This window comes from Pseudomonas sp. Irchel 3H9 (genome assembly GCF_900187495.1).
Taxonomy (GTDB): domain Bacteria; phylum Pseudomonadota; class Gammaproteobacteria; order Pseudomonadales; family Pseudomonadaceae; genus Aquipseudomonas; species Aquipseudomonas sivasensis.
In genome coordinates this window covers 91,326-112,754 of sequence record NZ_FYDK01000010.1, presented here as the reverse complement: position 1 = coordinate 112,754, position 21,429 = coordinate 91,326, and the positions used below count along the sequence as shown (strand labels likewise).

Sequence of the window (21,429 nt, the reverse complement as noted above, 5' to 3'; positions counted from 1 at the left end):
TCAAGTGATTATTTTCAGAAGTTTTCGAAGATTTCTTCAACAACTTCAACCACTTGCGCTTCTGATCTCTCATCAGCGGGAGGCGAATTCTACAGCGTTACACGCTGCTGTCAACACCTCTTTTTCAACTTCCTTTTGGCTTCGATGAACTGAAGCAACTTACTACCGAAAACCGCGTAACTCATTGTTTACCAAGGAGTTTTCCGTTTCGACTGCGCCGGAAGTGGCGCGAATTATAGGCTCCCAGAATCTGCGGTCAAGCGTTAATTACGCTTTTGTTGCAGAAGGTGCTTTTTTCGCAATAAGCCGTGGGATTCGGCGCATCACCGGCGGTACACGCAACACCAGCAGCAGCGCAGTTATAGATAGATGCATAGATAGCCCACTCCTGTGATCACCCCGCACGATCCAAAATATATGCAGCAGCCCACCCCAGCAATGCGCGCCCGGCGCACAGACTTAGCTCCCCTCACACTGAATCCGCGCAGACCTGATAAGTCCCGCTATCAATCGCCTGACGCAAGGGCGGGCGCATAACCGCCGGGTGGAATGGATATTGGAGCGGTGAGCAGCGGGGTTGTTTTTAGCGCGCAGGAACAGTGATCATCGCCCTCCCCCCTGAAAGAACGGTTGGCGATGCTGAACATGGACGATCTGCTGGCCAGCCCTGACGAGCGCACCCTCAAACGCCAGTACGCCAAGCTGCTCAAGGTAACGCGGCCGGACGATGATCCCGTCGCCTTCCAGCGTCTGCGAGAAGCGTACGAGCGGGCGTTGCAGCGACTGCGTGACGGCGACAGCCTCGTCGCCCACGCCCTCCCCCCTGCTGCGGATGAACAAGCAATGGCGCTGCTGGCCGAATTCGATGACTGGAAAGTCGACGAATGCTGGGCCCGCGCCGTGGCACAAGGGTGTGCCGCCGACTTTGAACAACTGCTGTTCCAGCGTTGCGTCAACGCACCCGACCGGCATCTACCGCTGTTGACCTGGGGCGTTGAAAAACGCCAATGGCTCACGCCATGGCAGCAAATAAACAGCGGCGGTTTTCCCCATCAACGTCTGGTCCACGCACTCAAGGGCGCGCTGTACGACGATCTTGAAAAATACCTGGCAGACGCCCAGCCTCAGGCGTTCTTCGAACGACTGGAGCGGGCATGCCGCCAGGGCTGGCTGGTTGACCTGACCCATCACCAGGCGTTGCAGGTGCAGGTGTTGCACCTGTTCACGGTGCAAGAAAGCTGGTCGCCGACTCTTTTCCAACAGGTCTGCCAGCTGTTCGCCTGGGACGCTGGCGCTGCGGTGCCTATCGATCAAGCCCGGTGGCAGGCCCTGGTCCGGCGCAGCGAGCAACACGTCTGGCTGAACGCGTTGCGAGATCAGGCGCAACAACCGGGTGCGGCGGCGTTGTTTTTGATGTGTGCAAAACCCGCGCAGCAAGCGCAATTGGCCGCCACGTTCGGAGAAGCCGATTGGCAGGCCTGCGAGCAACTGTCCGCAGCGTTTTCCACACGGTTCCCCGACCTGCTGGGCTTGTTCCCCAATCACAACCCGTGGTTCTGGCACGCCCTCGTCGGCTATCGCCCCACCCGCCACGGCCTGAAACGAGCCACCGCCGTCCTTGCAACCTGCCTGGCGTTGGGTAGTCTCTCCAGCCGATTCGCACTCGGCCCGACCTTATTGATGCTGCCGCTATACCTACTGGGCGGCTGGTTGATGGCCCGCGTCGGCCAGTGGCTGCTGACCTACTGGACCGTCATGGCCGAGAGCCTGCAAGACCTCGACCAACGCGTCAGCCGCTGGTGTGTGCGCCGCAAATGGATCCCCGACCGCCGCTATCGGGTGATCCGCAACGGCGGCCCATTAGTAGCGCTGGGTTTTGTCGTGTGGCAATGGCTTGGGTGGTTGGGGCTTGCTACCTACGCAGTGACCGGTTTGATCGGCGTGCTCCAGCCGGCACGCTGGGCGCCAGCCGAGTATGAGTACCGCTGGCGGCGACCGTTGCAGGCGATCTATCGGATTGCCGGGCTGAGTGCGCTCCAATGGCTGTTTTGCGCAGTAATGGTCGCGGTGATTGCGTATATACAGTTGGAATTGCCCGGCACCGCGCTTACCCGAGGGGCATGGCGTTAACATGCCCGTTACCTGATTTTTTGCGTTGATATCCACGATCAAGGAAGACACCCCATGACCAATACGCTCTCCCAAGACTTCACCCAAATCCCCACAGGTATGCAGCCCTTTCCGGCGATTGAAGACGTGTTCGTCGCCGATCAACTGGAACTGGCCAAGCATCTGCATCCGCTCTTCAGCCTTGACCTGAGCCAGGTGAATCCCGAATGGTCGGGCGTCGTGCACATGCTGAGCCCATTGGAGCCCTATGAGAGTCTTGTCGGCGAGCTGACCGAATGGGACGGCTTTCACGGTGACCTGCTGAAAACCAACTGGATCGGATTTCAGCTTGAGCAGGGGCGATACCGCCTATGCGGCGACCCGCGCTACTTCTTTCTCCATGCAGGCAACGCGCAAATGGCCGACCCTCACCCCGGCGCGCGGGCGGACCTGGAGCGTCACTGTGCTGAGCAACACCGCGCATTTGCCCGCACGGTCGAGCGGTTCAACACCCACGGGGTACTGGCGCGCGAAGACGGCGAGCCGCTGGATGCGGTGGAGTTTGTCACCCAACTGGGCGGCGAAGTCGACGGCTTGGCTAACTGGGTGGAGTCGGTGGAGTTTCCGATGCAGATCATTGAACTGGACCCCGACCGTGGCGATTCGAACGTGTATCCCTTGAGCCCGGCCGGCAACCGGTTTTTCCACGTCGCCAGCGTGCCGGGCTGGCATTACCGCACCGCGGGGGCAGACTTGATCGTGATGTTCTACGAGCCGATTGAAGGCCTGGTGTTATTTACCTTCGACTACAGCTGAGCAAAGTGATGACTCAACGGACCAAAAAGCTTCTCGGTTGGGCCTTTCTAACCTGCCTGGCAGTGCTGTTGGCTTACGCGCTCGTACATAAACCGCAATTCCCGTCGCAAATAGTCCTCAAGCAAGCGTTCATACCCGGGCAGTGGGTGTACATCGTGCAAGGCGCGAGGAACGCAGGGGAGCCCAAAAGCCTGCGGTTCTACGCAGACGATTACGAAAGCAGCGACGAGGTGATGAAGGTGCGCCTGGGCAAGAAGCCACCGTTTCTGGTTTCGGACAGCGACTTGCAGAATGTAGTGATCGAACGGGTCGCCAATGGCCTGCACATCAAACTCGATGGTGCAGTCGAGGTGTACCGAAGCAACCTCTACCTGGCCGATGGCGACACGTACACCACGTTCCGCGTCAATCTGGAACAACGCGACACGCGGCCGCCCTTGCCGAGCGGCCGGTAGGTTTATTTCAACAGGGCGATCAGCGCACAGACCACGGTGATCACCAGCGCCGGCCACTGCATCGGCATGAAAAAGAAGTGATGGCGCACCCCATCAGCGTGCGGATGCCGATTGAGCACGAAGCCCAGCACCACGTTGATCGCCGAGCCAACACCCGCGCCTATCAGGAACTGCATCAGCGAGACATTGCCTGGCTTGACGCTGGGATCAGGCCACAACCCCATCAACAACAGCACCATGGCCACCGGAGTGAACAGCGTGAGCCAGCCTGCGCCGCGATAAATCATCGTTTGATACTCCTGGGCTTAGGCCAACTCACGGGCTTGTTCTTCAACCGCAAACACCACATCCAGGGTGTTGAGGAACAGGTCATGGCTGAGGATGCCGGTGGCGATGGTCGACAGCACGGGCTTGCCGCTGTCGTCCTTGATCACCACGTTCTCGGTCCAGGCGTTGAGGTCGACGGTGCGCAACGATGCCATCGGCACTTTGCGGCCCTGGTACTCAAGGAAGGCGGCGCTGACCAGAATTGGCGTCGTGGTGATCTTGAGGAAGTTGCCGCTGACCCGCTTGCCCCAGACCTGCGCAGTGCTGATGCAATTGAACGTTACCGCCCCGCCCGCCTCCAGCGTCGCCGCCACCGCCGGCAGGCGTGCGCGTACGTGCAGTTCACGTACCAGCTGCTGGAAATCGTGAAAGCCCTTGAGGGTCTCGATCACCCGGTGAAACGGTTCCGAAGCATTGCGGCGATAGGCAACGTTGGTAACCATACCGGTCAACACGGTTTGGCCGGAGCCGAACAGATACAGGTCCTCGATATCGGCAAAGGCCGTGTATTCACGCTCATCGTTCACGAAGCGCTCGATGCCGTGCTCGTACACGTCATAACGGGGCGCACGCAGCTTTTTGTGCCAGGCGTAGACCGCAAACATGCTCAGGCCGATCACCGCCAGCAAGGCGCTGGTGGCATAAAACACCATAAGCGGATCGCTGAAATTCAAGGTCATGCCGCGTGACGTCTGGAGAGTGACGGGGCCATTGTTGCCCTGCGGCAGGATGGTGCTCAGGTACAGCACAAACCCGGCCATCCCCAGCATCACAGAACCAAAGATCAAACTGACCACAAGAAAGGCTTTGCCATGACGGAAGCTGGCGATCAGCTCACCAGTATTGGAAGGCGATTGAAAAGGGGATGAGGGCATGGGGGCTTGCGTCCTTGTAAGTAGATAAAGCGGGCTGCTTGGGTGCGCTTGGCACGGCGAGTTGGAACATGGCCAATTAGTATCGTTCCTTGTGCAGAGGCCTTAATGTGATGCACGCCGCAAAGTGGGCCAGGTCTTTTTTTTCACACACAGAACAGTGATCATCCCCCTCCCCCGTATGTTGAGGAACCAAGACCATGGAATTGACGCTGGAAGCTGTGGCGCTTTTTGCACTCAAGTTGGTGCATGAGGTGGACGGTGGCAGCCCGGTTTTGCGGGATGATCCGGTGATGGTTGGCTATGACAGGGAGGTGTTTGGGCTGTTGGTGCGGCAGGGGGATTTGGCTGAAATCATGGTGAAGATTGATGAGTGTGCGGGCCAGGCTTTGATGGCGGTGGGCGGTGCCGACACAGTACTGGGACGTGAACTGCAACGGCTGGCGGCGGCTGTGCAAAATGCCCATCAACTGGATGAACTGCCCGAGCCGTTAACCACCCTCAAGGATTATCTAAAAGACATCCAGTGAGGCGACCTACCGCCGCCCTTCCACCGCCATGCGCACCGCCAACCCCATCAGCACTGAGCCCATCAGCCAGCGCTGCACCACTTGCCAACCGGGCCGGGTGACGAAAAACACCGCGATGGAGCCCGCCAGGGTGGCAATCACCGCGTTGACACCCACGCTGATAAAAATCTGCGTAAAGCCCAACACCAGTGATTGTGTCAGCACACTGCCATGGCCGTTCGGGTCGATGAACTGGGGCAGCAACGACAAATACATCACCGCCACCTTGGGGTTCAGCAGGTTGGTCACAAGCCCCATTGTGAACAGCTTGCGTGGGCTGTCCTTGGGTAAGTCGCGCACCTGAAACGGTGAACGCCCGCCCGGTCTGATCGCTTGCCACGCCATATAGGCCAGGTACAACGCCCCACCAAACCGCAGCGCGTCGTAGGCAAACGGCACCGCCATGACCAACGCGGTAATTCCCAACGCCGCACAAAGCATATAAACCAAAAAACCCAACGCCACGCCGCCCAGGGAAATCAATCCAGCCGTACGGCCCTGACAGATCGAGCGGGATATGAGGTAAATCATGTTCGGTCCGGGCGTCAGCACCATGCCGAGGGAGATCAGCGCATAAGCAAGCCAGCTGGATAGTTCAGGCATGGTGCGGCTCCGGTTGTTGAAACATCTGGGCAAGGTTGTAAGGTTGGTCGCCATGGTAGGGCGTTCAAAATGCCCGCGTTAGATACAGATCCACGAGCAAATCGGCATACACCCACGAGGCAGGCCCATGATCGACTTCAACAACAAAGGTTTCTTCAAGCTCAAACAAAACAACGAATACGCCGAACGCGTAGCCGCCCTGCTGCTGGACGGCGAGGAAGTGGTCGACGCCTACAAAGCCATGCGCGACGGCGTAGTGTTTACCACCAAGCGCATCATCGCCGTGAACGTGCAGGGGATTACCGGGAGCAAGAAGGACTTCACGTCGCTGCCGTATAAAAATATCGTGGCGTACTCGGTGGAAACGTCCGGCACGTTTGATCTGGATTCGGAGTTGGAGATTTACTTTTCTTCGCTGGGGAAGGTGAAGTTTGAATTTACGGGGAAGACGTCGATTGTTGAGATTTCGCGGTTGATTTCCAAGCACCTGCTGACCTGATCAGCAGGTAAAAATCAAAATATTCGAAACGATAGCGCCCTTCTGGCCCTGTCTCCTTTTCCCACACCCATCATCGAACAAATCCGATTTAGTCCGCTCATCCCCCTCTTCGGCTCACGTCCCCACACAAGGAAGTGAGCCTGTCATGTCAGAGCGCGCATACCCTCTCACCGAAGAACAACAACTCAAACAGCGAATCCTGACACCGCAACCGGCACGGCCTTTTTCGCCACCGCTCCATCTACTCGACCGTCCTCCCGCGCCAGCCCCCTCCCCCACCAAGCCTCCCGGCTGCGTATTCACCAAACCCTGCCAACTGCCCGACGGCATCACCCACTACGCCGATCCCAGCGGTTTCGTACCGCTGGAGTTGGTTAAGGAATACGGACATTTCAGCCTGCTGGGCGGGCGTGAAGTGGACGCTCGGGGGACGGTCTCGCTGCGCAAGATCAGCGGAAGCGCATTGCCCGTTGGCTTGGGGCAATTGGCGTTGCGTGCAGCGGTGTTGGAGTCGGCAGCGACTGCTGTCGGCTCTGTAGACGGGGCGTTGTTGATGGGGTTAGTGGCGTTGGCCTGGCCATCGGCGCTGGGTGATAGCGCGCTGTACAGCGATGAGCAATTGCGCTCGATGCAACGGGCGCGCTCACAGATGCGTTTGCATGTTGAGCCGTTGGAGGACGGCACGCTCAAGGGCTATGGGTTTTACACCGGCAACAACGCCGACTGTCAGATGATCGATGTGGTGCAGTTGCAAAGCTGTGGCGATCAGTTTGTGGCGGATTTGGGCCAACGTGTGGAGCTGATCTGGACGCCTGCGGTTGAATCCGGGGACGCCCTGGGAATCCCAGCGTTGGAGGCTGCACCACAGGCGCCGGTAATTTGGATTTACCCGCCAAACCAGAAGGCTGCGCAGATTTTGGTGAACCCGGTTTATCCGCCGGAATATCGGGATTTTATTCTGGTGTTCCCGGTGGAGTGGGGGGGGCGGCCGTTGTATGTGGTGGTCAGTGTTCGGGCTGGGGATCATACCTATCACCCCAAACCAAAACTCCTAGCTGCATTTCCGAAAGCCAAGTGGGCTCGCTCGAAAACTCCAATGACGGGGGTGGCCAACGCCCAAGATGGAAAGATCCCGACGGGACGATCTATGAATGGGACGCTCAACATGGCGCTGTGGAAAAGTACTGCAAGCGCGGAATTCATCTCGGCGAGTTCGATCATTTGACCGGTAACCAACGTAAGCCAGCCAAGCCTGAAAGGACGGTAGAACCATGAACCACTCAGTTATGGGCGTTTTGCCTAACGAAGACTTTGCGTCCTTTGAACAGGCGCTACCTCTGTCCACTCAAGACCTGATGGACATCATGGGGTGGGAGAAACTGGAGGATTGCGTATTTGACTATCTATTGACGGAAGAACAAGTACTCAAGATAGAAAAAGCGATTGCTCTAAAGCTGCCCACTCACTTTGACTTATTCCTTACCTCACACGACTAAGTGGGCCAAGGGGCATTCAAACTCCATTCGCCGACTAAAGGCTGACGAGGATCTCCCTGGTGAGCGGGCTTGCCCCGCGCTGGGGCGCGAAGCGGCCCTGAAACCAAGCCCTGCGGTTCCTATGGAAAATCTCGGTGGCCGAGTTGGGGCTGCTTCGCAGACCTGCGCGAGGCAAGCCCGCTCACTACACATGCCCTTTCAGCTCAGGCAGTTGAAGGGCTGCTGTTCTGGATTTCTTCGTTAAATACCAACCGCGCACACAACCCACCACGCTCCAGGTTGTGCAACGCCAGCCGGCTGCCGATCTTGCCGACGATCATCTCGACAATCGCCAGCCCCAACCCGGCGCCATTGGCATTGTCACGGCTATAAAACCGCTCAAACAAACGCCCGATTTCCGCTTCATCAATCCCCGGCCCCTGGTCCTGCACGCTCAGGCAAAAAGCACCAATCACCACCTTCACCTCGCTGCCCGGCGGGGAAAAGTTGAGAGCGTTGGTCACCAGATTTTGCAGGGCGATGGCCAGTGCCACGGGCTCGGTTTCGACCCAGCATTCTTCGTCACCCTCCAGCACCAACTCCACACCTTTCTCCATGGCCAGCGGGGTAAGTTCTGCCAACTCTTCACGTACTAACTCTGTCAATTGCACACGGCTGCGCACAGGGTTGTTCAACTGCGGCTCGATGCGCGCCATGGTCAATAACTGGCTGCCGATGCGGGTGGCGCGGTCGACACCGCTTACCAGAAATTCCAATGCCTCGCGTCGTTGCTCCACTGTCTCCGCGCTTTGGGCGTTTTGCGCATGGATACGCAGGATCGCCAGGGGGGTGCGCAGTTCGTGGGCGGCGTCGGCGATGAACCGGCGTTCGCGTTCCAACAACTCGTCCACCTGCACCAACAGCCGGTTGAGCGCGGTTTGCATGGGTTCCAGGTCGGAGGGCAGCGGTTTGAGGTGCAGCGGTTGCAAGGTGTCGGAATTGCGTCCACGAATCGACAGTGCCATGGCGCGCAGGGGTTTGAGACCCCAACCGATTAACAGCCAGATCAACACCGTCAGCAGCGGCACGCCGATGAGGGTCGGCCAGAGGGTGTGACGCATGATGCGTTGGATCACGTCTTGGCGGATGTCGTCGCGCTCGCCCACCCAAATCAACAGGCCCTGTTGCGGGTCGGCGAGGAGGAAGGCGCACCAGTCGTTGCCGTTGTCCATGATGTCGTGGGAACCAAGGGTCGCGGGCGGTGCTGCCAGCACCGGCGCTTCGGCTGAGCGTACAAGTAGCTGGCCGTCGCTGCGCCACACCTGGAAGGTCAGGCGAGTTTCATAGGGATGAGCCACGCCCTCTTCGCCCACGCGGCTCATGGCCTGATCAAACGCCTGGTACAAGCGGTCCCAATCCGCCTCGCCGGGGTCGCGCTGGCGCAGTACGCCTTGCAGCAGGCGCGCGCTTTGGGCGAGTTGGGCGTCGTAGACTTCTTCGATTTCGTGGTGACTGTCGCGCAGCACCAGCCAACTGATCAGGGCATCGCCGAGCAGGATCAACACCAGCACCGGCACGAGGATGCGCGCGCGCACGGAGGTCATGGCTTGAGTACCAGCACATAGCCAACGCCGCGCACGGTGCGTATGAGCTCTGTGGATAACTTTTTACGCAGGTTGTGAATCAACACTTCCAAGGTGTTGCTTTCGACGCGGTCCTGCCAGCCATACAACGCGCGAGACAAGCGCTCGCGGGTCACCACTTTGCCGGGGCGTACCATCAGTTGGTGCAGCAGTTGATATTCCATGGGGGTGACGATGATGTCCTCATCCAGGTAACGCACCTGCTGGGTGGCGGGGTCGAGGTTGACGCCGGCGTGTTCGAGCATCGGTTGCGCACGGCCCTGGCTGCGGCGCAACAGCGCGCGCACGCGAGCCTTGAGCTCTTCGACGTCGAAGGGTTTGACCAAGTAATCGTCGGCGCCAGCGTCCAATCCGGCGATGCGCTCGGCGGTGCCGTCGCGGGCGGTGAGGATCAGCACCGGAAGATCATGTTGCTCGGCGCGCAGTCGCTGCAACAGGTCGAGGCCGTCGAGGCGGGGCAGGCCGAGGTCCAGCAGCAGTAGATCGAAGCTCTCCGTGCGCAACGCATGCAGCGCAGCAACGCCATCCTGCAGCCAATCCAGGGTGTAGCCCTCGGCGCCCAAGGCCACACGAATCCCTTGGCCGAGGGCACGGTCATCTTCGACAAGGAGTAGGCGCATAGCAAAATCTCTGTAGGAATCGGCGGCATCATGCCGGGTTATGGCCGGGGCTATTTCAGCAAAGATGTTACGACTCGTTGCCAACTAAGGTTGCCCTAAGGTTGGTTTTGCACTGTGAAATCTCCCACATTTGCTGAGAGCTTTTCCATGCGCAAAATTCTCCTGCTGTCCCTGATCCTCGCCAGCCCCCTGGCCTTCGCCGGCCCGCAATGCACCACCGCCGAGCGCTCGCAATGGCAAGACGAAAAAGCCTTCCAGGACAAGCTCAAGGCCGAGGGCTACACCATCAGCAAGTTCAAGGTCACTGATGGCAACTGCTATGAGATCTACGGGTTCGACAAGGACAAGCGCAAAGTTGAGATCTACCACGACCCGGTCACCGGCAAGGCCGTGAAGACTGAGATCAAAGGCTGATGCCAGGCGAATCCCTACGCCTTTGGGACCCGCTGGTGAGGCTGTTCCACGCCTCCATCGCCGGGGTCTTCGTCGCCAATTACTTTTTCAACGAAGCCGGCGAAGACTGGCATGTCTGGCTGGGTTATTACGCCATGGCCTGGCTGCTGGTGCGAACGGTGTGGGGATTTGTCGGACCGCGCAGCGCACTGTGGACAGACTTTTGGCCTACGCCAAAAAGGCTGAATGCCCACGTGCGCTCGCTGCTCAAGGGTAAGCCGCAACACCGCTTGGGGCATTCGCCGATTGGCGCGCTGGTGATGCTGTTGATGTTGCTGGCATTACTCACCGTCGGCGTGAGTGGCTTTTTGATGCAGGAAGTCGATGCCCTCTGGGGCGCCGATTGGCCGCTGCAAGTCCACGAGACCGCCGCCAATGCGCTGCTTGGTTTGGTTTGCCTGCATGTGCTGGCTGCCGTGTTTGAAAGTATCCAGGTGCGGGACAACCTGCCGTTATCCATGCTCACCGGTCGCAGGAAGCGCCTGCCGGATGAACGTGCGCAGTAATCCTTTTACCCACAGGTTCCCTATGCGCTCCGCCTTATTGATATGCAGCCTGCTGGCAGTGTTTTTCGCTGCCTGGCAAAGCCATCCGCCCCATGTGCTGGCGCCGTTTGCCCAGACCAGCCCGAACACCGCAAAAGTGGCGGCGCCGGCGCAGTACAGCAGCCGGTTCGTATCCACCCAGCTCACCGACTTTGTGCACTCCTCATCCGTGACCGCCCTGCCCGGCGGCGACTTGATGGCGGTGTGGTTCGCCGGCTCACGCGAAGGTGCCGCTGATGTGCAGGTGCGCACCGCGCGCTTTGATGCACGTACCGGCGAATGGGGCGCCGAACAGGTGCTGGCCACGCGGGAAAGCACCCGCGACGGAACCCAGCGTTATATCCGTAAGCTCGGCAACCCGGTGATTGCCCTGGCGCCGGATAAACGCCTGTGGATGTTTTATGTGTCGGTGTCAGTCGGCGGCTGGGCCACCAGTGCGATCAACGTGATGGTGTCGGATGACCTGGGGGCCAGTTGGACGGCCCCTCGGCAACTGGTGACCTCGCCGTTCTTCAATATCAGCACCCTGGTCCGCGCCGCGCCGGTGTTCCACGCCGACGGCTCCATCGGCCTGCCGGTGTACCACGAGTTCATGGGCAAGTTTGCCGAGTACCTGTACTTGAGCGCCGACGGAGCGGTGATCGACAAATTCCGTATCAGCCGCGGCAAGAATTCCCTGCAACCGACCATCGTGCCCCTGGACGGCCAACGCGCCGTGGCGATGTTGCGCTATGCCGGCGACACCCATCACCGCGTGCTGGCCAGCCGCACTGAAGACGCCGGGCAAACCTGGAGCCAGCCGTACCCGCTGGAACCGGCCAACCCTAACTCGTCGCTGGCGGCGGTGGGCACGGTGGACGATGGGTTGCTGGTGGCGCTCAATGACCTGCAGGACGGCCGCTTCAAGCTCAGCCTCTATGGCACCGACGCCCAGCTCAGCCAGTGGCGCACTGTGGTGCAACTGGACGAATCACCGGACCCGCTCGGCCAACCGTTCGCCCCCGAAGCTTATAAAGAGATCATCGGCGAAGGCTTTCGCGCCTCCAGCGGCGCGCAGCGTTTACCGCTGGAGCAACGTTTTCTCAGCAGCCTCGACTACCGCGTGTGCAAACCCCGTGGCTGCGATTTCGAGTACGAGTACCCGTACTTCAGCCGCAGCCCGGACGGTATGTACCACCTGGTGTACTCATGGAATAACACGTTTATCAAACATGTCAGCTTCAACGAAGCCTGGCTCGCGGAGCGTCTGTGATGGTGTTGCTATGGCAGGCGCATTTGAGTTTTGTGCTGTTGGGGTTTGTGCTGTTAAGCACGTTTCGATTTACCGCCCGATGGCGACCGTGGTTGCTGCCAGTCCTGGTGGTGGTGAGCGTTATCCCGATCAATGAGCTGCCATTGGCGGCCTATGTCCGCAGTTTTACCGATGATTTGGCGATCAGCACGCTGGTGTTGTTGGGGTGGGTTGCGCTGAGCCGTCTGGGCGTGGTGCAGCCGCTGGCTCGACCACATCAGGTGCAGATGTTGCTGCTGTTTGGCCTGCTGAGCCTGGTGCTCTACCCGGCCACGTTAGGCCTGACCTATTTCGACCCGTACCGCTTGGGCTTCAACCCTCGACCGATGATTGTGCTGGTCGCGGTGGCGGCGCTGTTGATGCTGTGGCTGCGCAATGCGCTGGCGGTGTGGATGTTGGTGATCGGCACGCTGGCGTTCGCATTGCGGCTCAAGGCCTCAGAGAACTATTGGGATTATCTGGTTGATCCGCTCTTGGCAGCCTACTGCGTCGTCGCTGGATTAATGCAACTCAAACTGTACTGCTTTAAAGAATGGAAAATTTGATGAGTGCGTTGCAATCACGTCGCCTGCGCTACGGCATGGGCGCGATTGGGTTGGTGTTTGTGCTGCTGGCTGCGTTGCGACTGGTGTTTGTGCTGGGTTTTTCCGGCCTCGATGTGACAACCCCGGCGCTGCTGGAAACCCTCGGCATCGGCCTGCGTTTCGACCTGCGCCTGGCGGTGTTGCTGCTGCTGCCGCTGGCCGTGCTGGCATGGCTGCCGCGCTGGAACCTCACCACGCTGCCAGTCCTGCGCTGGCTGGCACGTGCCTACCTGGTGGTCGCACTGGCGATGATCGGCCTGGTGTACATCATCGACTTCGGCCATTACGCCTACCTCGGCGTACGTATCAATGCGACGGTGCTGCGCTACCTGCAAGACGCACAGATTTCACAACAGATGGTGTGGGAAACCTATCCAGTGCTGTGGATAACCGCCTGCTGGCTGGCGGCAGTGGGGTTGTGGGTATGGGCGTTGATCTGCCTGGAGCGCCTGACCCTGGACCGTGCGCCAACCCCCATTAATCGATGGGCGGTGACGTCAGTCTCAGTGGTTGGCGTGGTCGCCGTGCTGCTCGCCCTGCTGGGGCGCGTGGCCAACCTCAACCTGGAAAACCCGGTGCCGCTGCGCTGGAGCGATGCGTTCTTTTCCGGCAACAGCCAGGTGGCCGCCGTGGGCCTCAACCCGGTGCTGTTTTTGTACGACACCCTCAAGGTCGGCCAATCGCAGTTCGATGAAGCCCAGGTGCGTAAGCATTACCCGCAAGTCGCCCAGTACTTGGGGGTGGATCAACCGGACGCCCAGCAACTGAATTTCACCCGCCACCAGGGTGTGCAGCCCTATCGCCTGGCCGGCGAGCGCCCGCTGAACGTGATCTTCGTGATGCTCGAATCCCTTGGCACGAGCGCCGTCGGGGCCTACGGCAACCCGCTCAATCCCACGCCGAACCTAGATAAACTGGCCAGCCAAAGCTGGTTCTTCAAGCACTTCTACGTACCGGTCACCGGCACCGCCAAGACTGTCTGGGCCAGCATCACCGGCGTGCCCGACGTCACCCGCCAGGAGACTGCCACGCGCAATCCGCTGATCACCCGGCAACACACGCTGATCAACGCATTCGAGGGCTATCAGAAGTTCTACATGATCGGCGGCAACGCCGGCTGGGCGAACATCAACGCGCTGATCCGCCAGAGCATCGACGACGTGCAGCTGTTTGAAGAGAGCGACTGGCAATCGCCACGGGTGGATGTGTGGGGTATTTCAGACTTGGACCTGTTCAAGGAAGGTGACGAACTGTTGAGCAGGATGCCCAAGGACCAGCCGTTCTTCGCCTACCTGCAAACCTCCGGCAACCATCGACCTTTCACGATTCCCAAAGACAACGACGGTTTCCAGGTGGCGAACGTGACCCTGGAGCAAGTCCAGGCAGCCGGTTCGCGCAGTGTCGAGCAATACAACGCAGTGCGCCTGCTCGACTACAACATCGGCCGCTTGATGGAAATCGCCAAGGCCGGTGGTTACTACGACAACAGCATTTTTGTGTTCTTCGGCGACCACAACACGCGCATCAGCCAGATCCCGCACATGGCGCCTGCCTTTGAACAACTAGGGCTGGAAAGCAACAACGTGCCGCTGTTGATCCACGCGCCGGGCCTGGCACCTAGGGTGATCGAACAGGCGGTGGGCCTGGCGGATTTGTTGCCGACCGTTGCGGGCATGGCAGGCGTGCCGTTCACCAATGGCGCCATGGGCCGGGATATCCAACAGCCTGCTCCGGAAGGGGAACGCGTGGTGCCGCTGGTGTTGCGTGAGGGAACGTTCCCAATCATCGGCGGCGTGACCCAACACTTCCTGTTGCAAATGCAACACGACGGCAGCTCACCGACCCTGCATGACCTGGCCTCAAAGACACCGCGAGAGGATGTGGCAACGCAACATCCCGCAGAGTTTCAGCGTTTGCAGGCGCTGACCCGTGGGCTGCATGAGAGCGCGCGGTTGATGCTGTTCAGAAATGTACGGGAGTGATTATTTGGGTTGGAAGGTTTCGAGGTAGGCCAGGATGTTGTCGATTTTCTCCTGATCACTGATGCCCCAAAAGATCATCCGCGTACCGCTCACTACCTGCTTCGGTGCCTCGATATAGGCGGCGAGCTTGTCCCGCGTCCAGACCACGCCGGAGTTTTTCATCGCGTCAGAATACTGATAGTCGGTGGTGGTGCCGGCAGGCCTGCCGATGATGCCGTTGAGTTCCGGGCCGAACCCACCGCGCGCCCCTTCGCCGACGCTGTGGCAGCCGCCGCAGGTCTTGGTAAAGAGCTTGCCACCCGCCTCGGCGTCGCCGGCCGCGAGGGCTGACTGGGTGTTGAGGATCAGGGCGAGGGTGAGCAGGACGTACTTCATGGGAACTCCACATCGGCGAATGCGGGCGATTATGCCTGTTTGTCAGGAACGCATGCCCATCCAGATCAGCGCTTCGGTCCACGCTCGATCAGGGGAGCATTCAGGGTCGACAGCCTTTTGCGTGCATTGCAGAGCACAGGGATCGTGCCGCACCTCCCCGCAAACAAGCAAAATAGACCCCTCTGAGTAACCACCCATCGTTTTGGACATATCCAATCGAACCTATCCGATGGTCTTCCACTCCACCTTACTGAACCCTGATGGTGGAGTAACGATCATGGCTCAGCCATCGATTTTAGTACTGGAAGACGACGAGATCATTCGCTCGTTAATGGTGGATGTACTTGAGGATTTTGGGGCTCATGTGACGTCATTTCCTTCGGCGGATGAAGGGATGATTTTTCTGGAGCGGGATGATGAACCGGTCGACTTGATTGTCAGTGATGTTCAGATGCCAGGTTTGCTCAACGGCTATGACTTGAGCCGGGTAGTGGCCCATCGTTGGCCAGAGGTAAAGGTAGTGCTGACATCCGGCAACACTAAGATCGCGGCGGAACTGGGTAGCTCTGTGCGGTTTCTACCGAAACCGTGGAGCGCCGAACACCTGATTGAGTGCGTGCAAACGGCACTGACCCAGCAAAGCCCGCACCTGCATTGATAGCATCGCAACATCACTGAAGCCGAACTTTGGGACAAACACTGCGGTCATTAATGAGCAAGGAGAGACTTTTCTGATCCGCTGGTCAGGCTTTTCGCCTTGTGCGTACAGCCAATGGCCATGAGGTGTGTAGAATCACTGCCCAATTCTATGCGTCATTTATGGCCGGCAGGCCCACAGTTCGAGCTTATTGAATGCATTCACAGGCCCCTGACGGTGGTGTGCCCTCGTTGTTGGAAGCGTTGCGCACAGGCACGGCCCTGCTGCATGTAGCGCTGGAAAAGCGCCTGCCGTTTTTCAGCGAATACCTGAATGCCGACTGGTTTCGACGCTTGCTCCAGGCGTATTACGGGTTTTATAGGCCAATGGAAGCAGCGCTGTACGATTGTGAGTTGATCCCTGATGGCTATGACACAGAACTGCGTGTGAAAACGCCCACTCTGTTGAGCGATCTTCTCGCCCTTGGCCTGAATGACATGGCTATCAACGACCTGCCCCGCTGCACCCAACTGCCGCTCCTCGATACCCCTGCTGCCTGCCTGGGCGCCTTGTATGTGCTCGAAGGCGCTACGCTGGGCGGCCAGGTACTGCGCCGGGAAATGGCTCAGCGCCTGGATCTGGACGCCGATAACGGCGGTGCGTTTCTCAATGTGTATGGCCCCGAGACTGGTCGGCGCTGGAAAGACTTTCTCGACTATCTGGGCCACCAGCCGCTGGACGCACCAGCCAAACAACACGCGGTAGACGCGGCCCGTTCGACATTCCGCTGCTTTGAGCAATGGCTCGACAGCCAGGAGGTATTGCTATGAAACCCGATGATTTTGAAGAGCTGCTTGCCAACTGTGCGGACGAGCCTATTCGCATTCCGGGGGCCATCCAGCCCCATGGTGTGTTGCTGACGCTGTCTGACCCCGGCTTGCAGATCATCCAAGTCAGCGCCAACGTCGCCAGCCTGTTCAATCATGCACCGGAGACGCTGCTGGACCAGCCGCTGCACCGGTTGCTGGGCGCAGAGCACGCTAAGGCTGTGCAACACATGGTCGAGCACAACAACTTTATCGACGCGCCGCCGCTGCACGTTACTTTCAACGGCGCCAAGTTCGATGGCCTGCTGCATCGCCATCAGGGCGTCCTGATACTGGAATTCGAACCGTTGCTGGAGAATTTCCAGCCGCGTGCAATGAATCGTCGCACCAGTGATTTGGGCAAGATGCTGCAACGTTTGCAGGCGGCGAAAACCCTGCAAGCGCTGTACGAAATCAGCGTGCATGAAATCCAAGCCATGACCGGCTACGACCGCGTGCTGATCTACCGCTTCGAAGAGGAAGGCCACGGCCAAGTGATCGCCGAAGCGTCCGCGCCGTCCATGGAACTGTTCAACGGGCTGTTCTTCCCCGCGTCCGATATTCCCGAGCAGGCCCGCGAGCTGTATCGCACCAACTGGTTGCGCATCATTCCCAACGCGGCCTACGAGCCAGTGCCACTGCTGCCCAAACTGCGCCCGGACAACGGTGAGCCGCTGGACCTCAGCTTCGCCACCCTGCGCAGTGTGTCGCCGATTCACTGTCAGTACATGCAGAACATGGGTGTGCTGTCGTCCATGAGCATCTCGCTGATGAAGGGCGACAAACTCTGGGGCCTGATCAGCTGCGGCAACCGTGAACCGCTGCTGGTGCCCAACGAGTTGCGCACCGCCTGCCAGACCATCGGCCAGGTGTTGTCATTGCAGATCAGCGCCATGGAAGCCTTGGACCTGAGCCGCCAGCGCGAGGAAAAGGTCGAGGCCCTGGCGTTGCTGGATCAGGCGATGAAAGCCTCGGCGGACAACGTGTTCGATGGCCTGGCCCTGCAAGGCCAAGTGCTGATGGACCTGACCCTGTCCGGCGGAGTGGCGATCATCGAAGACAAGCAACTGCACCGCTACGGCAACTGCCCTGAACCGGCGCAGATCCGCGCGTTGCACAAGTGGCTTCAAGAGAGCGGCGATACGGTGTTTTCAAGCCATAACCTGGCCTCCGTCTACCCGCCGGCCGCTGAGTTTCAGCAGATGGCCAGCGGTGTCCTGGCCATGAGCCTGCCTAAACCGGTGGATAACGGTGTGCTGTGGTTCCGCCCGGAAGTGAAGGAGAACATCAACTGGAGCGGCGACCCGAACAAGCCACTGGATCTGGAAAACTCCGACTCTGGCTTGCGCCTTCGCCCACGCACTTCGTTTGAAATCTGGAAAGTGGAAATGGCCGGCATCTCCACCAAGTGGAGCCATGGTGACCTGTTTGCCGCCAATGACCTGCGTCGCTCCGCCCTGGAAAACGACCTGGCACGCCAGGTAGCGCGTGAGCAACAAGCCGTGCGCGCCCGTGATGAACTGGTGGCGGTGGTATCCCACGACTTGCGCAACCCGATGACGGTCATTTCGATGTTGTGCGGCATGATGCAAAAGGCCTTCAGCTCCGATGGCCCACACACGTCGCGGCGGATTTCCACGGCCATCGACACCATGCAGCAAGCCGCCGGGCGTATGAATGTGCTGCTGGAAGACTTGCTCGACACTTCGAAAATCGAGGCCGGGCGCTATGTGGTCAAGCCAGTGGCGCTGGATGTGAGCCAGATGTTCGAAGAGGCTTACTCGTTGCTCGCACCGCTGGCGATGGAAAAAGGCATCGACCTGTCGTTCAGCGCCGAGCCTGATCTGGTGATCAACGGCGACCCTGAGCGGATGTTCCAGGTGCTGTCGAACCTGATCGGCAACGCCATCAAGTTCACGCCGCGCCAAGGCACTATCGGCATCAGTGCCATGAGCAATGGTGAGGAGACCGTGTTTTCGGTGCGCGACTCCGGCGAAGGCATTGCGCCGGAGCAATTGCCCCATGTGTTCGACCGCTATTGGACCCAGACCGAAAACAATCCAACGGGCAGTGGCTTGGGGCTCTACATCACCCAGGGCATCGTCCACGCCCACGGCGGCAAGATCATTGCTGAAAGTGAAGTGGGGCGCGGCAGCGAGTTCCGGTTTACGGTGCCGAACGTAATTGAAAACTCACCGACCTAAGCGCCAGCGACCTTGTGGCAAGGGGTCTCTGGCAATAACCAGACATGGCCTGCTCTAGAGAGCGGCCTCAACCTCCGTCATATCTTGCAGCAGGGCGTTTATAGCTCGACGCCCCTCCTCCTCTATAAGTTTGTCGCCACTTCGCTCAACAGGGCGAAGTCACCCTCGACTGATAGAAGGATACTTCCATGCTCGGCCCTATAAATTCTCCCCCTCTGCCTGCTCAATACCCCACTGCACCGCATGACGACGCCCCCCTTCAACGCAATAAGCGCAGCATCGACGGCCCTCAATCGCAGCTCGAACCTCAGGACGCTGACGGTTCGGCGCGCGATGGCCGACACAGGAATACCGGCAGCCTAGACAGCCTGGGCAAGGGCAACTTGCCTTAAACCGTCGTACGAGGGGCAGTGCACTGCCCCTCGTCTTTGTAGGTCGTCGCGTCTTAACAAAACACTGACATCCGTTGCGCTAACCTTTCCGGTTCAACCCTGGCCGGAGCCTTTTACTGCATGCCACATCCCGACACCTTGCCCGCCGTACTCGCCGGCCCTCTGCTGCGGCGCCTGGAACCCCAACGCTTGGTGTTGTGGCTGGTGGGAAGCCGAGCGTTAACCCTGACCCTGAGGCTGCAATCTGCCGAGCAGCACCTGGATATCCCGCTGGGCCAGGACCAATGCCAAGTCGTGCAGGTGGGTCGCGAGGCGTTTGTCCATCTGATTGATATACGGCTGGAAAAGGCGCTGCCGCAGGATGTGATCATCGACTATGACTTGCTCGTCGACGGCACCGGCATAGCCCAGTGGGCGCCCCACTTGCTGTACGCCAACGCCCAATACCCGAGCTTCGTGCTGCACAGCCGTATCCATCAACTGGTGCACGGCTCGTGCCGCAAACCTCACCACAGTGCCGACGAAGGCCTGCTTTGCGTTGATCGCCTGCTGGCCAATGCGCAGAACCCAACCGAGCGCCCGGCCTTGTTGATGATGAGCGGCGACCAAGTGTATGCCGACGATGTCGCCGGGCCGATGCTGCGCGCGATCCATGGGCTGATTGCGCGCCTGGGCCTGTTCGACGAATACCTGGAAGGCGCCGTGGTAGACGATAGCGCCAGCCTCTACGGGCATCACGCCAGCTACTACAACCGCGCCGATCTGCTCCCGGCGCTGGACAGCAACGAGACCCTGCGTGAACGTTTTTTCGGCGGCGTGAAAAAACCGATTTTCACCAGCAGCACCGCCGACAACCATCTGGTGACCTTCGCCGAAGTCATGGCGATGTACTTGCTGGTGTGGTCGCCTGCGCCTTGGAACATGATCACCCCACAACCGCCGCAACTGAGCGCCGAGGAGTCATCGCGCTATGCGCGTGAGCAAGTGACGCTGGATACATTCCGTGAGGGTTTGCCGGACGTAGCACGGGTATTTGCCCACCTCTCCACCCTGATGATCTTTGACGACCACGACATCACCGACGACTGGAACCTCAGCGCCCAATGGGAAGAAACCGCCTACGGCCATCCGTTTTCCAAACGCATCATAGGTAACGCGCTGCTCGCCTACCTGCTGTGCCAGGGTTGGGGGAATAACCCGGATGCCTTTGTTGAGCTGGTGGGCCAAACGCAGACACTGGTCACCCACACGCAGGACAATCACTTGGACGCGCTCGCGCACGACCAGTTGGTGGAGACACTGCTGAAGTTCCAGCAGTGGCATTACGTCCTGCCCACAACGCCGGCCTTGGTGGTGCTCGACACCCGCACCCGGCGCTGGCGCAGCGAATTCACGCTCAAGCACCCATCAGGCCTCCTTGACTGGGAAGCCTTGAGCGAACTGCAACAAGAGCTGCTCGATCATCCCTCGGCCATCATCGTCTCTCCCGCGCCGATTTTTGGCGTCAAGCTGATCGAGACCGTGCAAAAAATCTTCAGTTGGTGCGGCCATCCTTTGTTGGTGGACGCCGAGAACTGGATGGCTCATCGCGGCGCAGCTCAGGTCATCCTCAACATCTTCCGCCACTCGCGCACGCCGGGTAACTACGTGATCCTCTCGGGCGACGTGCACTACTCGTTTGTCTATGAAGTGCTGATCCGCCACCGCAACGCCGGCCCCAGAATCTGGCAGATCACCAGCAGCGGCATCAAGAACGAATTCCCACCGCGATTGCTGGAATGGTTCGACCGCCTCAACCGCTGGCTTTATTCGCCGCGATCGCCCCTGAACTGGTTCACTCGCCGCCGCACCATGCAGGTGGTCCCCCATATCCCGGAACATGCCGAAGCCGGTGAACGGTTATGGAATTCGGCCGGAATTGGCCAAGTGTTTTTCAACGAAAGGGGGCAGCCTGAGGCTATTTACCAGCACAACGCGGACGGCAAACCTCGAACAAGGATGGTGGCGCCGCAGCAATAGCCAATAGCCATCATCCAAAAGCAGCACACCCATCCTATTCAAAGCCTTCAATCCCCGCTGTACAGTAGCCCCAGCCACGGAGTATCGGCGACA

General features: G+C 59.4%; 21 protein-coding genes and 2 pseudogenes. 16 read left to right on the top strand and 7 right to left on the bottom strand.

Annotation, left to right across the window (positions count from 1 at the left end; all coding sequences use genetic code 11):
• Positions 1–267 precede the first annotated feature (267 nt).
• A pseudogene (locus CKW32_RS28370) lies at positions 268–429 on the bottom strand (sulfoxide reductase heme-binding subunit YedZ); the annotation flags it as partial.
• Between the two features lie 216 nt (positions 430–645).
• Here CKW32_RS28370 and CKW32_RS26665 point away from each other — a divergent pair.
• From CKW32_RS26665 to CKW32_RS26655, 3 genes are read left to right on the top strand one after another with little or no spacing between them, the layout of a single operon-like run.
• On the top strand, positions 646–2,130 hold the full coding sequence (locus CKW32_RS26665) for a hypothetical protein (protein WP_218229699.1): 1,485 nt from the start codon (positions 646–648) through the stop codon (positions 2,128–2,130).
• A gap of 54 nt (positions 2,131–2,184) precedes the next feature.
• A complete protein-coding gene (locus CKW32_RS26660; RefSeq protein WP_095186401.1) occupies positions 2,185–2,925 on the top strand; it encodes a hypothetical protein in 741 nt (246 codons plus the stop codon).
• An 8-nt stretch (positions 2,926–2,933) separates the two neighbouring features.
• The gene (locus tag CKW32_RS26655; RefSeq protein ID WP_095186400.1) at positions 2,934–3,380 is read left to right on the top strand and encodes a hypothetical protein; all 447 of its coding nucleotides are present in this window, start codon (positions 2,934–2,936) and stop codon (positions 3,378–3,380) included.
• Positions 3,381–3,382: 2 nt separating this feature from the next.
• Here the strand turns inward: CKW32_RS26655 and CKW32_RS26650 are convergent, their stop codons facing one another.
• Together CKW32_RS26650 and CKW32_RS26645 are read right to left on the bottom strand one after the other, a co-directional pair.
• A complete protein-coding gene (locus CKW32_RS26650; protein ID WP_032885648.1) occupies positions 3,383–3,667 on the bottom strand; it encodes a hypothetical protein in 285 nt (94 codons plus the stop codon).
• 18 nt (positions 3,668–3,685) lie between these two features.
• The gene (locus CKW32_RS26645; RefSeq protein ID WP_032885647.1) at positions 3,686–4,582 is read right to left on the bottom strand and encodes a hypothetical protein; all 897 of its coding nucleotides are present in this window, start codon (positions 4,580–4,582) and stop codon (positions 3,686–3,688) included.
• A gap of 197 nt (positions 4,583–4,779) precedes the next feature.
• Between CKW32_RS26645 and CKW32_RS26640 the strand changes: the two genes are divergently transcribed.
• A complete protein-coding gene (locus CKW32_RS26640; RefSeq protein WP_095186399.1) occupies positions 4,780–5,109 on the top strand; it encodes a hypothetical protein in 330 nt (109 codons plus the stop codon).
• A 6-nt stretch (positions 5,110–5,115) separates the two neighbouring features.
• Here CKW32_RS26640 and CKW32_RS26635 read toward each other — a convergent pair whose 3' ends face one another.
• Entirely contained in the window at positions 5,116–5,751 is a 636-nt protein-coding gene (locus CKW32_RS26635; protein ID WP_095186398.1) for a LysE family translocator, read from the bottom strand.
• A gap of 127 nt (positions 5,752–5,878) precedes the next feature.
• Between CKW32_RS26635 and CKW32_RS26630 the strand changes: the two genes are divergently transcribed.
• The 3 genes and pseudogenes from CKW32_RS26630 to CKW32_RS26620 all read left to right on the top strand — a co-directional run bounded on the left by CKW32_RS26630 (position 5,879) and on the right by CKW32_RS26620 (position 7,746).
• A complete protein-coding gene (locus CKW32_RS26630) occupies positions 5,879–6,250 on the top strand; it encodes a PH domain-containing protein (RefSeq protein WP_032885644.1) in 372 nt (123 codons plus the stop codon).
• A 145-nt stretch (positions 6,251–6,395) separates the two neighbouring features.
• Positions 6,396–7,525: pseudogene (locus CKW32_RS26625) on the top strand (colicin E3/pyocin S6 family cytotoxin).
• The gene (locus CKW32_RS26620; protein ID WP_095186397.1) at positions 7,522–7,746 is read left to right on the top strand and encodes a pyocin S6 family toxin immunity protein; all 225 of its coding nucleotides are present in this window, start codon (positions 7,522–7,524) and stop codon (positions 7,744–7,746) included. The pseudogene CKW32_RS26625 and the gene CKW32_RS26620 overlap by 4 nt, the downstream one beginning before the upstream one ends.
• A 203-nt stretch (positions 7,747–7,949) precedes the next feature.
• Here CKW32_RS26620 and CKW32_RS26615 read toward each other — a convergent pair whose 3' ends face one another.
• Positions 7,950–9,329, bottom strand: coding sequence for a sensor histidine kinase (locus tag CKW32_RS26615; protein WP_095186396.1), 1,380 nt, complete (start codon positions 9,327–9,329; stop codon positions 7,950–7,952).
• Positions 9,326–9,988, bottom strand: a complete 663-nt coding sequence (locus tag CKW32_RS26610) for a response regulator (protein WP_095186395.1) — start codon at positions 9,986–9,988, stop codon at positions 9,326–9,328. Before CKW32_RS26610 ends, CKW32_RS26615 begins: the two co-directional genes overlap by 4 nt.
• Positions 9,989–10,135: 147 nt before the next feature.
• Here CKW32_RS26610 and CKW32_RS26605 point away from each other — a divergent pair, with 147 nt between their 5' ends.
• From CKW32_RS26605 to CKW32_RS26585, 5 genes are read left to right on the top strand one after another with little or no spacing between them, the layout of a single operon-like run.
• Positions 10,136–10,402: a PepSY domain-containing protein gene (locus CKW32_RS26605; RefSeq protein WP_032885640.1), complete on the top strand. Its 267-nt coding sequence runs from the start codon at positions 10,136–10,138 to the stop codon at positions 10,400–10,402.
• Positions 10,402–10,947, top strand: a complete 546-nt coding sequence (locus CKW32_RS26600; protein WP_095186394.1) for a cytochrome b/b6 domain-containing protein — start codon at positions 10,402–10,404, stop codon at positions 10,945–10,947. Before CKW32_RS26605 ends, CKW32_RS26600 begins: the two co-directional genes overlap by 1 nt.
• A 22-nt stretch (positions 10,948–10,969) precedes the next feature.
• Complete coding sequence (locus CKW32_RS26595; RefSeq protein WP_095186393.1) at positions 10,970–12,238, top strand: exo-alpha-sialidase; 1,269 nt, start codon at positions 10,970–10,972, stop codon at positions 12,236–12,238.
• Positions 12,238–12,822, top strand: coding sequence for a hypothetical protein (locus CKW32_RS26590; RefSeq protein WP_032885638.1), 585 nt, complete (start codon positions 12,238–12,240; stop codon positions 12,820–12,822). Before CKW32_RS26595 ends, CKW32_RS26590 begins: the two co-directional genes overlap by 1 nt.
• A complete protein-coding gene (locus tag CKW32_RS26585; RefSeq protein ID WP_095186392.1) occupies positions 12,822–14,843 on the top strand; it encodes an LTA synthase family protein in 2,022 nt (673 codons plus the stop codon). The genes CKW32_RS26590 and CKW32_RS26585 overlap by 1 nt, the downstream gene beginning before the upstream one ends.
• Here the strand turns inward: CKW32_RS26585 and CKW32_RS26580 are convergent, their stop codons facing one another.
• Positions 14,844–15,218 carry a cytochrome c family protein gene (locus CKW32_RS26580; protein ID WP_095186391.1) on the bottom strand — a complete coding sequence of 125 codons (375 nt, stop codon included), beginning with the start codon at positions 15,216–15,218 and terminating at the stop codon, positions 14,844–14,846.
• Between the two features lie 277 nt (positions 15,219–15,495).
• Between CKW32_RS26580 and CKW32_RS26575 the strand changes: the two genes are divergently transcribed.
• The 4 genes from CKW32_RS26575 to CKW32_RS26555 all read left to right on the top strand — a co-directional run bounded on the left by CKW32_RS26575 (position 15,496) and on the right by CKW32_RS26555 (position 21,336).
• Positions 15,496–15,876, top strand: a complete 381-nt coding sequence (locus CKW32_RS26575) for a response regulator (protein WP_032885635.1) — start codon at positions 15,496–15,498, stop codon at positions 15,874–15,876.
• Positions 15,877–16,070: 194 nt separating this feature from the next.
• Positions 16,071–16,685, top strand: a complete 615-nt coding sequence (locus CKW32_RS26570) for a biliverdin-producing heme oxygenase (protein WP_095186390.1) — start codon at positions 16,071–16,073, stop codon at positions 16,683–16,685.
• Positions 16,682–18,925 carry an ATP-binding protein gene (locus CKW32_RS26565; RefSeq protein WP_095186389.1) on the top strand — a complete coding sequence of 748 codons (2,244 nt, stop codon included), beginning with the start codon at positions 16,682–16,684 and terminating at the stop codon, positions 18,923–18,925. The genes CKW32_RS26570 and CKW32_RS26565 overlap by 4 nt, the downstream gene beginning before the upstream one ends.
• Positions 18,926–19,437: 512 nt before the next feature.
• On the top strand, positions 19,438–21,336 hold the full coding sequence (locus CKW32_RS26555; protein WP_095186388.1) for an alkaline phosphatase D family protein: 1,899 nt from the start codon (positions 19,438–19,440) through the stop codon (positions 21,334–21,336).
• Positions 21,337–21,429: the final 93 nt, after the last annotated feature.